This is a genomic window from Roseibium sp. (assembly GCF_048261595.1).
In the GTDB taxonomy this organism is placed as follows: Bacteria; Pseudomonadota; Alphaproteobacteria; order Rhizobiales; family Stappiaceae; genus Roseibium.
Genome location: NZ_JBLXFW010000001.1, coordinates 34,871 through 48,557 on the forward strand (window position 1 = coordinate 34,871; position 13,687 = coordinate 48,557).

Below are 13,687 nucleotides of genomic sequence, written 5' to 3' on the forward strand. Positions count from 1 at the left end.
GTTGTCCGAATGGCAGGGGTCAGTTCAACTCGACAGGGAGCGTGATCGGTCCACGGAAGCCGAAACCGGAGAAGATGACATCCTTCGGGTCGGTCAGCTTCATGTTCGGGAAGCGGTCGAACAGCATCGGAAGCAGGATCTGACCGACCATGCGGCGCGCGACATGGGTGCCGAGGCAGAAGTGCGGTCCGTTGCCAAAGGCCTGGTGTGGCTGCTTCGGGCGGAAGATGTTGAACAGGTGGCCGTCCTCATAGATTTCTTCGTCGTGGTTGGACGAGGCCTGGATGGTCATGACCACGTCTCCCTTCGGGATGTGGTAGCCGCGGATTTCCGTGTCTTCCGTTACCCTGCGCGAGCTTGCCTGGATCGGGGCAACCCAGCGGACGGCCTCCTCGAAGACGGTGTTCCAGAGCTTGTCGTCTGCCTTTACCGCATCAAGCTGGTCCGGATTGGTGAGCAGGCCGAACACGGCTGTCAGCGCCGCGTCGCGCGGTTCGTTGATGCCGCCGCCGATGGCGATCTTGATGTTGGCAATCATCTGCTCATGCTCGATCGGATCCTGGGCATTGATCATGACAGCAACCGCATTCGGCTCATCGGTGCCGCGATAAAGGTCTGCGGCCTTGTTTATGCAGTCGTCCATGCGCACGTTTTCGCGGTCGCAGACCTCGAAGATCGCCGGATCCCAGCCAAAGTTGCCTGAACCCTTGATGATCGTGTCCGACCAGTGCTGCATGTCGTGATCGCTGGCCTCATGCAACCCGAGCAGGACGGCAAGGCAACGTGCGGCGACCGGGCCGGCAAGGGCCGGGAAGAGGTCGACGGTTTCGCCGCGGGGTAGCCTGGAGACGTAGTCCTCGACAACCTTGGTATAGGCCGGGATCCAGACGTCCTTGATGTTCTTTGCCGAGAAGGACGGCGCCATGGCGTTGCGCAGGCGCATGTGCTCCGCGCCATCCTTGCGCATCAGCGTCTGGATGCCGAGCGCGCGCTCCATCGGTGTGTTCGGATCATCGGAGCTGAAGAGTTCCGGATTGTCCTTCACCATCTTGGTGTCGGCAGCCTTGGTCAGCAACGTCCTTCCGACGGACTTGACCCGCAGAACCGGAGCTTCTGCGCGCAGGCGCTTGTAGATGGGGTAGGGGTCACGTGTCAGTTGCTCGATGGTGATGGTTTCATCAAGCGGGGCCAGGGGGGCGATCCGTTCGGCGAGCGCAGCGTCTGACATGATTTCCTCCACAAATCTCGGCCACTGAGCAGGGCCCTGCGGGCCTCCGGTCAAGGACGGTCCCTAGAATTTCATTGCTGCGGAAGATCGGATATGGATTGCCATCAATCAATTAGATTGGCTAAATATGTTTTATCGAAAAGACCAATAAGAATTCGGCTGAGTGCCGGGAGAACGAAAATGTCATCTTCACGTGTCGACCCCATGGCCATGGACTTCAATGCCCTGCGAACAATGGTGCTGGTGTTCGATACCGGCTCGTTCTCGGTCGCGGCGGAGCGCCTCGATGTCAACCAGTCGACCGTAAGCTATACGATCGAGAGGCTGCGCAAGGCGTTTCAGGATCCACTGTTCGTCCGTCAGGGGACCGGCATTGCGGCCACCGACAGATGTCATGACGTGGTTGCCTCCGTGCGCGAGATGATCGAGGCCTACCAGGACCTGTCCAGGCCGCGAGACTTCGATCCCGGTGAAGCGACGGGCGTTGTATCCATCTCCTGCAATTACTACGAGCGACTTGTCATATTGCCGAAACTCATGCGGCTCCTGCGCAAGGAGGCTCCCGGGCTGACAGTCAACGTTCACCAGGCTTTTGGTGTGGGTGGTCAGCAACTCAAGCAGGGGAACAGCGATTTCCTGATGGGTCCGATCCGCTTCAATGACAGCGGTCTCTACAAGCGGCGGATCCTCAACGACGAATACGTCTGCATAATGGATCCGGCCAATCCGCTTGCCGAAGGCGTTCTCGACCTCGACAGCTACCTCGGTGCCTCGCATGCGGTAGTGACCTATGGCGGCAACTGGAAATCCAACTATCTCCTGGAGGTGGAAGCAAAAGGCTTGTCGCTCAACCAGGTCCTTGGCGTTCCAAGTCCGGCTGACCTTGGGCAGATCCTGAGAGGGACCGACCTTATCTCGACGCTCCCGAGCCGCATGGCAGGGATGTTGAAGAAAGATGTAGTGGTGCGGCCTTGCCCATTGCCTGCGCCATTCGATATCGATCTGGTCTGGACCTCGCGCACACATCACTCGTCGATGCACAGCTGGGTGCGGCAACAGATCGCCCAAATCGCTGCAGATGTTCCGAGCATTGGTGATTAATTCAATTTATTGATCTGGAATATCTATTCGATTGGATTGATCGATATAAGCACTCCCTCTAGGAGACTGCGCAAGATCTCGCATGCACAGGAGGAGGTGCTCGTGCCCCAGTTGATTTTCAAGGAAGCGGACGGAACCGAGACGACGGTCGATGTGCCGGTCGGCAAATCCGTTATGGAAGCGGCTCGGGATGGCAATGTCAGCGGCGTTGTCGCCGATTGCGGCGGGGCACTCGCCTGCGCGACCTGCCACTGCTATTTCACCGAGGAGCAGGTCACCCATCTTCCGGCGAAAAGCGAAACGGAAGAAGACATGCTCGAATTCGCAAACGCCGAACTCCGTCCGGGCAGCCGTCTCAGCTGCCAGATCCCCGTCACCGATGAAATGGATGGCTGGGTGATCGAGGTTCCCGACACCCAGTAACCTGTTTCGGCGCGTTATAGCCGCAGGATCGGAACGCTCGCACCGGCTTCGAGAGGGGGCGCATGTGGCGGGCGAACTATCAGCGCGCCGGAATTTGCCAGAAGGGCCAGCATCGAGCTGTCCTGCTTGGTAAAGGGCGTTACCACAAGGCGCCCATCGGCCTCTTCCGTCAATTCTGCCCGAACATAATCCTGTCGGCGGTCGTTCTGGCCGATGGGGGCACCGAGTATCGCCGCGCAGGGATGAACGCCGCTCGCTTCGGCGCCGATCATGCGAGCAATCAAGGGCTTGAGGAAAAGAAGCGCGCAGACGAGGCTGGAGACCGGGTTGCCGGGTAGCCCCAGAACCTTGGTCTTGCCAAGATGACCTGCCATCAGCGGCTTTCCGGGTCGCATGGCGATCCGCCAGAAAGCCAGGTCCATACCTTCCGCTCCAAGCACTCCCTGGACAAGATCGTGATCGCCGACTGATGCGCCGCCGAGAGTGATCAAGATGTCGGCCTTGGCCTCGATTGCTTTCCTGACATGTCCCGCCATGATCACCGCATCATCAGGCGAGATGCCGAGATCTATCGGCTCACCGCCACAATCCTCGACGAGGGCTGCAACGCCCGCATGGTTTGAGGCGATGATCTGGTCCGGTCCGGGTTCCGTTCCCGGCGGAACGAGTTCGTCTCCGGTAGCCAGGATCGCGACCCTCGGTTTGCGATGAACGGGTAGGGCCGCATGGTTCATTGCAGCTGCGAGCGCGACATCGCGGAAGCCGAGTTTCCTGCCCGCACGTATCAGCACATCACCCTTGGTGAAATCCAGCCCGGCGGGTCGCACGAACGCGCCCTTGGAAGGCACCTCGCGCGGCACAATCGTGTCGCCAGTGCGGTCCGCATCTTCCTGAATGAGAATTGTATCGGCTCCCTCGGGAACCGGAGCGCCGGTAAAGATGCGAACTGCTTCGTTCCGGTCAACTGTGCCGTCGAACCCATGGCCGGCCGGCGCCTCGCCGATGACGGTCAGTGCGGTGCCGCTCGCCTGAAGATCCACATGCCGAACTGCGTATCCATCCATTGCCGAGGCGGCAAAGGGAGGCTGTGTGCGGGTGGACGCAAGATCAGCGGCAAGGATGCGGCCATTGGCGCGCGCAAGCGATACCATTTCGGCTGAAAGAGGTGTCACCCCGTCGAGCAGGCGCTCGAGCGCTTCTTCGACCGGCATCAGGGATGAATTTGGTTTGCCAGCCATGAGCTCAGGTTCCGCCTTGCGTGCCTTCCGCGATGGTCCAGTGACCGGATTTGCCACCGGCTTTTTCAAGAAGGCGGATGGCGCCGATCACCATGCCGCGATCGACGGCCTTGGCCATGTCATAGACGGTCAGGCAGGCAACCGAGCAGGCCGTCAGGGCCTCCATCTCGACACCCGTCTGGCCGCTTACCTTGGTCGTTGCTGTCACACGCAGTCCCGGCAGGTTTTTATCGACATCGATATCGATCGTGACCTTGGACAGTGCGAGCGGGTGACAGAGCGGGATCAGCTCATGGGTCTTCTTGGCGGCCATGATCCCGGCGATACGGGCCGTGGCGATGACGTCACCCTTCTTGGCGTTGCCGGAGACGATCAGATCCAGTGTTTCCGGGCGCATGGTGACCGTGCCCTCGGCGATGGCAATACGCGCGGTGACAGCCTTGTCGGAGACGTCGACCATGTGGGCGGCGCCGGAAGAATCGATGTGGGTTAGCTTCGGATCGGCCATGAAGTATCCTACTCGGCTGCATTCGCCGCGGGGCGGGCCAGCAGGTCGCGCGTGGCCGTTTCCACGTCGTCATGGCGCATCAGGCTTTCACCGATCAGGAATGTGGAAATGCCGACCCTCGTCATGCGTTCCAGATCGGCCGGCGTGAACAGGCCGGATTCGCCGACGATGATGCGGTCCTTGGGGACCATTGGAGCAAGGCGTTCGCTGGTTTCGAGAGACGTTTCGAAGGTCTTCAGGTTCCGGTTGTTGATACCGAAGAGCTTCGAGGTCAGCTTCGCAGCACGCTCAAGCTCCTCCTCGTCGTGAACCTCCAGGAGGACATCCATACCAAGTTCGAAGGCTGTGTCCTCGAGGGCGCGGGCCAGATCGTCATCGACCGCAGCCATAATGATCAGGATGCAGTCCGCTCCCCAGGCGCGTGCCTCATGAACCTGGTAGGTATCATAGAGGAAATCCTTGCGGAGTGCGGGCAGGGCGCAGGCCTCGCGGGCCAAGCCGAGATATTCCGGCTTGCCCTGAAAAGACGGCGTGTCGGTCAGCACCGACAGACAGGCAGCTCCACCGGCTTCGTAAGCGCGGGCAAGCGCCGGCGGATCGAAGTCCTCACGGATCAGGCCCTTTGAAGGGCTTGCCTTCTTGATCTCGGCAATCAGGGCATAGTCACCGGCGGCCAGACGGGCTTCGATTGCCTTCTGGAAACCGCGCGGGGGAGGAATGTCTGCAATCACCGAATTGAGCTGGCGTAAGGGGACCAGTGCCTTGGCGGCGTCGATTTCGTCGCGCTTGTATTCTTCGATCTTCTTGAGGATGTCAGCCATCAGTCTTATCCGTTCGAGGTGGCGACGAGGCGCTCAAGCCTGTCGGCAGCATCTCCGCTGTCGATCGACTGTGCAGCCATTGCGATGCCGTTTTCGAGTTTGTCGACCCTGCCTGCGACGAGCAGTGATGCAGCCGCATTGAAGAGCACCACGTCCCTATAGGCGTTCTTCGCGCCGGCAAGGACTTCTCGCAGGGCGCGTGCATTTTCGGCGGGCTCGCCGCCCTTCAGGTTCTTGATGTCGACGACAGGAAGGCCGACATCCTGCGGTGATATCTCGAAGGACCGCGTCTTGCCGTCCTTCAATTCACAGACATAGGTCGGGCCGGTCGTCGTGATTTCGTCCATGCCATCTGAGCCGTGGACGACCCACACGTGTTCCGAGCCGAGTGTTTTCAGAACTTCGGCTACCGGCTCCAGCCACTGGCGGTCATAGACGCCGAGAAGTTGCTTGCGGACACCCGCCGGACTGGACAGAGGGCCGAGCAGGTTGAAGATCGTACGGGTGCCGAGCTCCATGCGGGTCGGTCCCACGTGCTTCATGGCCGAGTGGTGGAGCGGCGCAAACATGAAGCCGATGCCAGCCTCTTTGATACAGGCGGAAATTGTCTCCGGCCCGACATCGATATTGACACCAAGCTGCGCGAGGGCCTCGGCGGCGCCGGATTTGGACGATAGCGAGCGATTGCCATGCTTGGCGACCGGGACGCCGCATCCAGCCACGACAAGCGCCGTACAGGTCGAGATGTTGTAGCTGCCCGAGTTGTCGCCGCCGGTGCCGACGATGTCGATGGCATCGGCTGGTGCGTCGACACGAAGCATCTTTGAGCGCATGGTGTCGACAGCTGCCGTGACTTCATCGATGGTTTCGCCGCGCACGCGCAGTGCCATCAGGAAGCCGCCGAGCTGTGACGGTGTCGCTTCTCCGGACAGGATGGTTTCGAAGGCAGCTCTCGCCTCGTCGCGGGAGAGAGTGGCGCCGGTCGAGACCTTCGCGATGAAGTCTTTGAAGTTACTCATGTCCTGTCCGCAAATAATGATGTGGTGGCCGTTGGGCCACCACATTGAGTGACGATGAGGATCAGTTGTTTCCTGTCAGGCCGATCACCTGGGCAATTGCGGCCTCGTTGATCTCGACGCCGGCCTTCTGTTCGATGTCGGAAACATACTGGTTCAGCAGCGAATCCTGCAACTGACGGGACAGCTGCTGGCGAAGCTGCAGAACATCCTGTGCCTCGGCGAAGAACGCTGCGGAATTCACCGCGTCGACCTTGAGAACGATCCGGGCCGGTGCATTCGCGGCAGGAACCGTCGCGACCGTGCCGGATGGTCCGGAGAAGGAGGCGGAGACCGCCTCGCGGCCGAGATCGCCGGCGCTGCCGGTTCTGGATACAGCTTCGGCGGTCTTCACGTCGGTGCCGAGCTCGCTCGCAATCGCGGCAAGCTCCGAGCCGGCCTTGACCTTGTCCACTGTCTCGGTCGCCAGAGCCTCCAGACGTTTGCCGATTTCCGCTTCTTTCCATGACGCAATGACCCGGTCACGAACTTCTGAAAGTTCGCGGTCGCGTGCCGGGGTAACGGCGGTCACTTCGTACCAGAGGAAGCCACGCTCGCCCACGTTGAGGGGATCGTTTTCGACACCGACATCGCTGTCGAAAGCGCCGGCAACAAGACCGTCCGCGTCGGGAAGCGCAACGGCCTGTTCCGCTTCGTCCTTTCCGGTTGTGTCGAAAGCTGCCGGGGTTTCCAGCGTGAGGCCGAAACGCTGCGCGATTTCGTCAAGCGAAGCGCCGCCAGCACGCGCATCCTCGATTTCGTCGAGGAGGTCGAGAACCTCCCGTTCGGCCTGTTCGGTCGCCAGTGAGGAACGAATCTCGTCGGCGACGTCGGCAAAGGGCTTGGTTGTTTCCGGCTGCACTTCGGTCACGTTTATGATCACCGAGGCAAAACGACCTTCTACGACACCGCTGGTCTGGCCGGCTTCCAGGTCGAAGGCGGCGGTGCGGATGGATTCATCAAGGAAATCGTCTGCCGACATCAGGCCGAGGTTTACGTCGTTGTCTACAAGCGAACGTTCGGCCATCAGTTCGTCGAAGGTCATCCCTTCGGCGAGCTTTGCTGCAGCTTCGTTTGCTTCCTCTGCCGAGGTGAAGGACATCTGGCGAACACGGCGGCGCTCAGGATCGGAGAAACTGGTCTTGTCGCGTTCGTATTCGGCGGAAACGGCCTCGTCGCTGACGTCGTCCGGACGGGCGAGCTTGGCCGGGGAAAGCTCCAGAAGCGCGACCTTGCGGTATTCGGGCGCGCGGAACCGGGCCTTTTCGGCTTCAAAGTATTCCGCAAGCTGATCATCGCTCGGGTCTTCAATCGCTCCAAGCGCAGACCGGTCGAGAACGATGTAGGAAACATCGCGTGTTTCCGCCTGGTAGGCATGCATAGCCTCAAGGTAGGCGGTCGGCGTGCCCATGGCGCCGCTGATACCTTCCGCGATCTGCTGGCGTTCGGCGAGCTGACGACGTTCGACGACATATTCGTCTTCGGTGATGCCGGCGTTGCGAAGGGCCTGCTGCAGCTGTGCGCGGTCGTAGCCACCACCGGCACGTTGGAATGCAGGTTCTTTCTGTATGAGTTCGGCGAGCATCTCGTCGGAGATGCCAAGGTTGAATTCCTTTGCCTTCTCGTTCATCGCCGCTTCCGCGACCAGCTTGCCGAGCGTCTGCTGGGGAATGCCGAACTGTGCGCCTTCGGTGGTCGATAGCGGACGGCCGATCTGGCGGCCGAGGTTGTTCAGATCCTGACGATAGGTGCGATCGAACTGAAAGAGGGAGATATCCGTATTACCGACCTTGGCAGCCACGTTCCGGCCGAAGCCCTGGAAAATATCAGCGACACCCCACACCGCAAAGCTCGCCACGAGCAGTGCGATGAACAATTTGGCAACCCAGGTGCCGGCGCCCTTGCGCAGCGCGTCGAGCATGTTGTCTCCCGTCTTTGTCCGGTCCGTCTTCCTTGAAACTCAAGGCGGAAATGTTTTCTGGCGTCCTTTCGGAGCGGGCGGATAATAGAGACGCCATGCTAGGCCCGCAAGGCGGGGGATAACATCCTGTCCCTACAATTTAATCGTTATTATTCTCGAGCCCCTGATTTTTTCCGTTATAGACCGGGTAGCATAGCTATTGACCTGTTTTGGGAGGACCGTACGACATGGCGCAAACCATCAAGCCCCTGGTTGCCGGAAACTGGAAAATGAACGGGCTGCGGTCGCAGCTGAACGAGTTCGCTGCAATTGCTCAAGGCGTCTCTTGTGAGCTTGCTGCCAAAGTCGATACGATGATCTGCGCACCGGCCACGCTGACCTACCTTCTATCGGTCGCTTCCGTCGGCACGCCCGTGATGGTCGGTGGCGAAGACTGCCATGCCAATGTCAGCGGCGCGCATACAGGTGACATTTCCGCAGAAATGCTGGCCGATGCGGGAGCGAGCGCGGTGATTGTCGGGCATTCGGAGCGGCGCGCGGATCATGGCGAAACAGATACGGAAGTGCGGGCCAAGGCCGAAGCCGCATGGCGGGCGGGCCTGGTTGCCATCATTTGCGTCGGGGAAACCGAATCTGAACGCAAGGCAGGCAAGGCGGCCGAGGTCGTGGCCAACCAGTTGGCAGGCTCTGTTCCCGAAGGAGCAACCGCTGCCAACACTGTCATTGCGTATGAGCCGGTCTGGGCAATCGGAACCGGCCTGACACCGACCGCTGGCGACGTGGAAGAGATCCACGCTGACATGCGGAAGATCCTGTCTGAGCGTTTTGCCGATCAGGGCGAGTCGATGCGGCTTCTCTACGGCGGTTCGGTCAAGCCTGCCAATGCAAAGGAGCTGATGTCTGTCGCGAATGTGGATGGTGCTCTCGTCGGTGGGGCCAGTCTCAAGGCGTCGGATTTTCTCGGAATTGTGTCGGCTTACGGCTAAGCAATTGTGCCTTGGGGCGGAAAGCCCTATTTCAAGGGTGGCAAGGTGGCCGATAGTGGTGTAGAAGGCCGCCAATCTTTGAACAAACAGAATGGCGCACGATGGAAACCGTAGTCATCGTAATTCATCTCATGGTCGTGCTGGCGCTTGTGCTGGTCGTGCTTTTGCAGCGCTCCGAAGGCGGCGCGCTCGGCATTGGCGGTGGCGGCGGCGGCGGCCTGATGTCGAGCCGTGGCACGGCAAACATCCTGACCCGCGCGACTGCGATTCTCGCCGTCGTGTTCTTTGGCACATCGCTCGCCCTGAGCCTGATTGCCAAGATGGACGATCGTCCGGGCGCGGTTCTCGATGCGGTGCCGTCCTCGCAGCAGCTTCCGAGCTCCGGCGAAGGCTCCACCGGCAACGGCATTCTCGATGCCCTGAAGCCGCAAGAGCCCGCAGGTCCTCAGGTTCCGTCGGCGCAATAAGGTTCCGCGCCATGTGGCGCCTCTCATCGAACTGACAATATGCCCTGCGGTCTTCGCAGGGCATTTTTGTTGTGTCTAATGAAAACTACCGAGTGGCCAAACGTCCCTCGGCAACGATATGGTATTGCTCCATGGCGCGATACATTTTCATCACTGGCGGCGTGGTCTCCTCGCTTGGCAAAGGTTTGGCTTCCGCAGCACTGGGCGCATTGCTCCAGGCACGAGGCTACAAGGTTCGGCTCCGCAAGCTGGACCCCTATCTAAACGTCGATCCGGGCACCATGAGCCCGTATCAGCACGGCGAGTGCTTCGTCACTGACGACGGGGCCGAAACCGACCTCGACCTCGGTCACTACGAACGCTTCACCGGCCGTCCTGCCAACAAGCAGGATAACATCACGACCGGTCGCATCTATCAGGACATCATCGCCAAGGAACGGCGCGGGGACTACCTCGGCGGAACGGTCCAGGTGATTCCCCACGTTACCGACGCGATCAAGTCCTTCGTTCTGGAAGGCAATGACGACTACGATTTCGTACTCGTCGAAATCGGCGGAACTGTCGGCGATATCGAGGGCTTGCCGTTCTTCGAGGCAATCCGTCAGCTTGGCAACGATCTGCCGCGCGGCGATGCTGTCTATGTCCACCTTACCCTGATGCCGTATATTCCGGCAGCGGGTGAAATGAAGACTAAGCCGACCCAGCACTCGGTCAAGGAGCTTCGCTCCATCGGCATCCAGCCGGACATCCTCATGGTCCGCTGCGACCGCCTGATTCCGGAGACGGAAAAGCGCAAGCTGTCGCTGTTCTGTAACGTACGCGAAAGCGCGGTCATCCCGGCCTATGACGTCAAGTCGATCTACGATGTGCCGATCGCATATCACAAGGAAGGTCTGGACGACGAAGTTCTGGCTGCTTTCGGCATCAAGGGCGCACCTGCGCCCGTGCTCGATCGCTGGGAAGGCATTTCCAGCCGCATCGCCAATCCGGAAGGCGAAGTGAACATTGCCATCGTCGGCAAGTACACGGTGCTGAAGGACGCCTACAAGTCGCTGATCGAAGCCCTAGTCCATGGCGGCATTGCCAATCAAGTCAAGGTCAACCTGCAGTGGATCGAATCGGAAACCTTCGAGAAGGAAGATCCGACTCCATATCTTGAAGGGGTCCACGGTATTCTCGTGCCAGGTGGCTTCGGTGAACGTGGTGCCGAGGGCAAGATTGCTGCGGCCGCTTATGCGCGTACCCACAAGGTTCCCTATTTCGGCATCTGCTTCGGCATGCAGATGGCCGTTCTCGAAGCTGCGCGCCATCTGGCCGGTATCAAGGACGCCAGCTCGACCGAGTTTGGGCCGGCAAGCGAGCCGGTCGTCGGCCTCATGACCGAGTGGACCCGTGGCAACGCCAAGGAAGTGCGCAACGAGGATGGCGATCTGGGTGGCACCATGCGCCTTGGTGCCTATGCCGCTGCGCTGAAGCCGGGATCGCGAATCGCCGAGATCTATGGATCGACCGAGATTTCCGAACGTCACCGCCACCGTTACGAGGTGAATATCGGATACCGCGAGCAGCTCGAAGCCTGCGGACTGGTCTTTGCCGGTACCTCGCCGGACGGCGTCTTGCCGGAGACGGTCGAGATTGCCGATCACCCCTGGTACATCGGTGTTCAGTACCACCCGGAACTGAAATCCCGTCCGTTCGAGCCGCATCCTCTGTTTGCGTCCTTCGTCAAGGCTGCGATCGAACAGAGCCGTCTGGTCTGACGGGAACGGGACGAAGGGGGAGGCCGTCATGGTACGGGGCATGGATCATATTGTCGTGGCAGTCCGGGATCTGGCTGCCACTGCATCCGCCTGGGAGGCGCTCGGCTTCACCGTGACGCCGGAGAACAGGCATCCATGGGGGACGATGAACCGTATCGTCCAACTCGACGGGTTCTTCATCGAACTTCTGACTGTTGGCGACGAAAGCGCGATTGTAGAGCCGGGCGAAGGCGAGTTCTCTTTCGGTGCCTTCAACCGCGATTTCCTGAAGGTGCGGGAAGGGGCTTCCATGCTTGTCCTGGAAAGCACCGATCCTGAGGCCGACCGTGCGGCCTTTTCCAGTCTCGGTCTGGATCTCTATAAGCCTTTCTCGTTTGAGCGGGTTGCAACCTTCAAGGACGGCACGACCGGCAAGGTTGCCTTCGACCTGACGTTCCTGAGCAGTGATCTGCTTCCCGGGCTGGGGTTCTTCACCTGCCGGAATCGGTATCCGCAGACGTTCTGGAACAAGACCTTCCAAACTCACGAGAACGGGGCCTCGAATGTTGATCGCGTCTACATAGTCGACAAGGATCCTTCCGATCATCATGAATTCCTGGGCGGATTCACTGGCCAGCGCGAAATGCGAGCGACCAGCCTCGGCCTTGAGATCGAGACCTCCCGAGGAACGATTTCGGTTCTCAACCCTGATGCCTATGCCTATGTCGCTGGCGGGGAAGCGGCTGCCGCAGCTGGTGAAACGTTGCCCCAAATCGCCGCGATCGAGATCGGCTGCAAGGGTCTCGATGAGCGCAAGACGATCGTATCGCCTGAGCTCGGCGGCGTGACACTTATACTCTCGCCGGTTGCCTGAAGTCTCGGCAAGCCTGACCGCCTGGCTTCATTGGAGACCGGCAAGCAGGCGCTCTTCCTTGACATGATAAGTTTTTCCGCGCTTGTGGCACGGTATTGAATCTTTGTAGTCTTTCCCTCGTGCTCCGGGCAAACGGCTCGGCACCGATTTTATGCGGGGGATTTTCCAGAAATGTTCTTTTCCATATCGTCATTTCGGTCGCCAGAGCGCGTGTTCGCTGTTTCCTTGGTTCTTGCACTCGGCGCATGCTCCGACGCCGAGCAACCGGCTCCACCTGCACCTCCATCGGTTACCGTTGCGGGTGTCCAGTCGATGGATATCCGGAAGAGCGCAAATTTCGTCGGCCAGATTGCGGCTGTCGACCGTGTCGGTCTCGTGGCGCGTGTGAGCGGTTTTCTGGAAAAGCAGCTTGTGAGCGATGGTTCTGTCGTTGAGGCCGGCGATCTCATCTTCCAGATCGAGAAACAGCAGTATGAAGCGGCCGTTCAGAAGGCAAAGGCGGATCTTGCCAGCGCTAAGGCCGCTGCAGCCCTGAAAGCGGCTGATGAGAAACGCGACAGGGATCTGTTCAACAAGGGTCACGTTTCCGAGGCTGCCTTTGAAGCGACACAGGCGCAAAGGGCCCAGGCAGACGCAGCAGTTCTGGCCGCCGACGCTGCTCTCGCCCAGGCCGAGCTCAATCTCGGGTACACGGATATTCGTGCGCCGTTCCCCGGTCAGATTGGCAAGGCGTCCTATAGCGTTGGGGAAGTGGTTGGTCCCTCCACCCAGCCGCTGGCGACGCTGATCAGACTTGCTCCCGTCTATGTGAATTTCTCCGTCAGCGAGGCCGAGTATCTGAATGCGGTAAAGAGCCAGGGCATTGACCCTGCCGATCTCAAACCAGAAGAAACGCCGGATCTGAGTCTGATCCTGCCGAACGGCGACGTCTTTGACGAAAAAGGCGAGATCGTCTTCATCGACAACAAGGTCGATCCGCAGACCGGAACGATCTCCTTCCGCGGCCAGTTCGAAAATGCCGGCAAGAAACTGCTGGCTGGAACCTACGTCACGGTCATCATCGAAGCTCCGGTCGAGACCAAGTCTCTGGTCATCCCACAGGCCGCTATCCAGAGGGACCAGCGCGGCAGCTTCGTTCTGGCGATCACGGACAAGGAAACGGTTGAACAGCGCTACGTAGAGCTGGGTGAGCAGGTCGATGGTGATTTCGTCGTGAATAAAGGCCTTCAGGAGGGCGAGAGGGTCATCGTTCAGGGCCTGCAAAAGGTTCGGCCGGGAGTGCCGGTCAGTGCGGTGCTTGCCAGCTCGAAAGCGGAGTAAACGCTC

At 59.9% G+C, this 13,687-nt stretch carries 13 protein-coding genes; 7 read left to right on the forward strand and 6 right to left on the reverse strand.

Features of this window, described 5'->3' with window-relative positions:
• Window positions 1–19: 19 nt before the first annotated feature.
• Window positions 20–1,228, reverse strand: coding sequence for a cytochrome P450 (locus ACN0SY_RS00175; RefSeq protein ID WP_417683738.1), 1,209 nt, complete (start codon window positions 1,226–1,228; stop codon window positions 20–22).
• A 180-nt stretch (window positions 1,229–1,408) separates the two neighbouring features.
• Here ACN0SY_RS00175 and ACN0SY_RS00180 point away from each other — a divergent pair, with 180 nt between their 5' ends.
• Window positions 1,409–2,329, forward strand: a complete 921-nt coding sequence (locus ACN0SY_RS00180) for a LysR family transcriptional regulator (protein WP_417683739.1) — start codon at window positions 1,409–1,411, stop codon at window positions 2,327–2,329.
• Window positions 2,330–2,431: 102 nt separating this feature from the next.
• Window positions 2,432–2,752 carry a 2Fe-2S iron-sulfur cluster-binding protein gene (locus ACN0SY_RS00185; protein WP_417683740.1) on the forward strand — a complete coding sequence of 107 codons (321 nt, stop codon included), beginning with the start codon at window positions 2,432–2,434 and terminating at the stop codon, window positions 2,750–2,752.
• Between the two features lie 14 nt (window positions 2,753–2,766).
• On the opposite strand, the gene glp is transcribed toward ACN0SY_RS00185, so the two are convergent.
• The 5 genes from glp to ACN0SY_RS00210 form a co-directional block, all read right to left on the reverse strand.
• Window positions 2,767–3,990, reverse strand: a complete 1,224-nt coding sequence (glp, locus tag ACN0SY_RS00190) for a gephyrin-like molybdotransferase Glp (RefSeq protein ID WP_417683741.1) — start codon at window positions 3,988–3,990, stop codon at window positions 2,767–2,769.
• A 4-nt stretch (window positions 3,991–3,994) separates the two neighbouring features.
• Entirely contained in the window at window positions 3,995–4,498 is a 504-nt protein-coding gene (gene moaC / locus ACN0SY_RS00195; RefSeq protein WP_417683742.1) for a cyclic pyranopterin monophosphate synthase MoaC, read from the reverse strand.
• 8 nt (window positions 4,499–4,506) lie between these two features.
• The gene (gene trpC / locus ACN0SY_RS00200; protein ID WP_417683743.1) at window positions 4,507–5,319 is read right to left on the reverse strand and encodes an indole-3-glycerol phosphate synthase TrpC; all 813 of its coding nucleotides are present in this window, start codon (window positions 5,317–5,319) and stop codon (window positions 4,507–4,509) included.
• Window positions 5,320–5,324: 5 nt separating this feature from the next.
• Window positions 5,325–6,338, reverse strand: coding sequence for an anthranilate phosphoribosyltransferase (trpD, locus tag ACN0SY_RS00205; RefSeq protein WP_417683744.1), 1,014 nt, complete (start codon window positions 6,336–6,338; stop codon window positions 5,325–5,327).
• A gap of 61 nt (window positions 6,339–6,399) precedes the next feature.
• The gene (locus tag ACN0SY_RS00210) at window positions 6,400–8,295 is read right to left on the reverse strand and encodes a SurA N-terminal domain-containing protein (protein ID WP_417683745.1); all 1,896 of its coding nucleotides are present in this window, start codon (window positions 8,293–8,295) and stop codon (window positions 6,400–6,402) included.
• Between the two features lie 227 nt (window positions 8,296–8,522).
• On the opposite strand from ACN0SY_RS00210, the gene tpiA reads away from it, so the two are divergent.
• The 5 genes from tpiA (at window position 8,523) to ACN0SY_RS00235 (ending at window position 13,681) form a co-directional block, all read left to right on the forward strand.
• Complete coding sequence (gene tpiA, locus ACN0SY_RS00215) at window positions 8,523–9,281, forward strand: triose-phosphate isomerase (protein ID WP_417683746.1); 759 nt, start codon at window positions 8,523–8,525, stop codon at window positions 9,279–9,281.
• A gap of 101 nt (window positions 9,282–9,382) precedes the next feature.
• Entirely contained in the window at window positions 9,383–9,748 is a 366-nt protein-coding gene (secG, locus tag ACN0SY_RS00220; RefSeq protein WP_417683747.1) for a preprotein translocase subunit SecG, read from the forward strand.
• Between the two features lie 131 nt (window positions 9,749–9,879).
• Window positions 9,880–11,508, forward strand: a complete 1,629-nt coding sequence (locus ACN0SY_RS00225) for a CTP synthase (RefSeq protein WP_417683748.1) — start codon at window positions 9,880–9,882, stop codon at window positions 11,506–11,508.
• Between the two features lie 28 nt (window positions 11,509–11,536).
• Window positions 11,537–12,361 carry a VOC family protein gene (locus ACN0SY_RS00230; protein WP_417683749.1) on the forward strand — a complete coding sequence of 275 codons (825 nt, stop codon included), beginning with the start codon at window positions 11,537–11,539 and terminating at the stop codon, window positions 12,359–12,361.
• A gap of 171 nt (window positions 12,362–12,532) precedes the next feature.
• On the forward strand, window positions 12,533–13,681 hold the full coding sequence (locus ACN0SY_RS00235; protein WP_417683750.1) for an efflux RND transporter periplasmic adaptor subunit: 1,149 nt from the start codon (window positions 12,533–12,535) through the stop codon (window positions 13,679–13,681).
• The last annotated feature ends 6 nt before the right edge of the window (window positions 13,682–13,687 follow it).

Coding starts and splice junctions, on each gene's coding strand:
- ACN0SY_RS00175 (WP_417683738.1), bottom strand. CDS start 1,228: ATGTCAGACGCTGCGCTCGCCGAACGGATCGCCCCCCTGGCCCCGCTT.
- ACN0SY_RS00180 (WP_417683739.1), top strand. CDS start 1,409: ATGTCATCTTCACGTGTCGACCCCATGGCCATGGACTTCAATGCCCTG.
- glp (WP_417683741.1), bottom strand. CDS start 3,990: ATGGCTGGCAAACCAAATTCATCCCTGATGCCGGTCGAAGAAGCGCTC.
- moaC (WP_417683742.1), bottom strand. CDS start 4,498: ATGGCCGATCCGAAGCTAACCCACATCGATTCTTCCGGCGCCGCCCAC.
- trpC (WP_417683743.1), bottom strand. CDS start 5,319: ATGGCTGACATCCTCAAGAAGATCGAAGAATACAAGCGCGACGAAATC.
- trpD (WP_417683744.1), bottom strand. CDS start 6,338: ATGAGTAACTTCAAAGACTTCATCGCGAAGGTCTCGACCGGCGCCACT.
- ACN0SY_RS00210 (WP_417683745.1), bottom strand. CDS start 8,295: ATGCTCGACGCGCTGCGCAAGGGCGCCGGCACCTGGGTTGCCAAATTG.
- tpiA (WP_417683746.1), top strand. CDS start 8,523: ATGGCGCAAACCATCAAGCCCCTGGTTGCCGGAAACTGGAAAATGAAC.
- secG (WP_417683747.1), top strand. CDS start 9,383: ATGGAAACCGTAGTCATCGTAATTCATCTCATGGTCGTGCTGGCGCTT.
- ACN0SY_RS00225 (WP_417683748.1), top strand. CDS start 9,880: ATGGCGCGATACATTTTCATCACTGGCGGCGTGGTCTCCTCGCTTGGC.
- ACN0SY_RS00230 (WP_417683749.1), top strand. CDS start 11,537: ATGGTACGGGGCATGGATCATATTGTCGTGGCAGTCCGGGATCTGGCT.
- ACN0SY_RS00235 (WP_417683750.1), top strand. CDS start 12,533: ATGTTCTTTTCCATATCGTCATTTCGGTCGCCAGAGCGCGTGTTCGCT.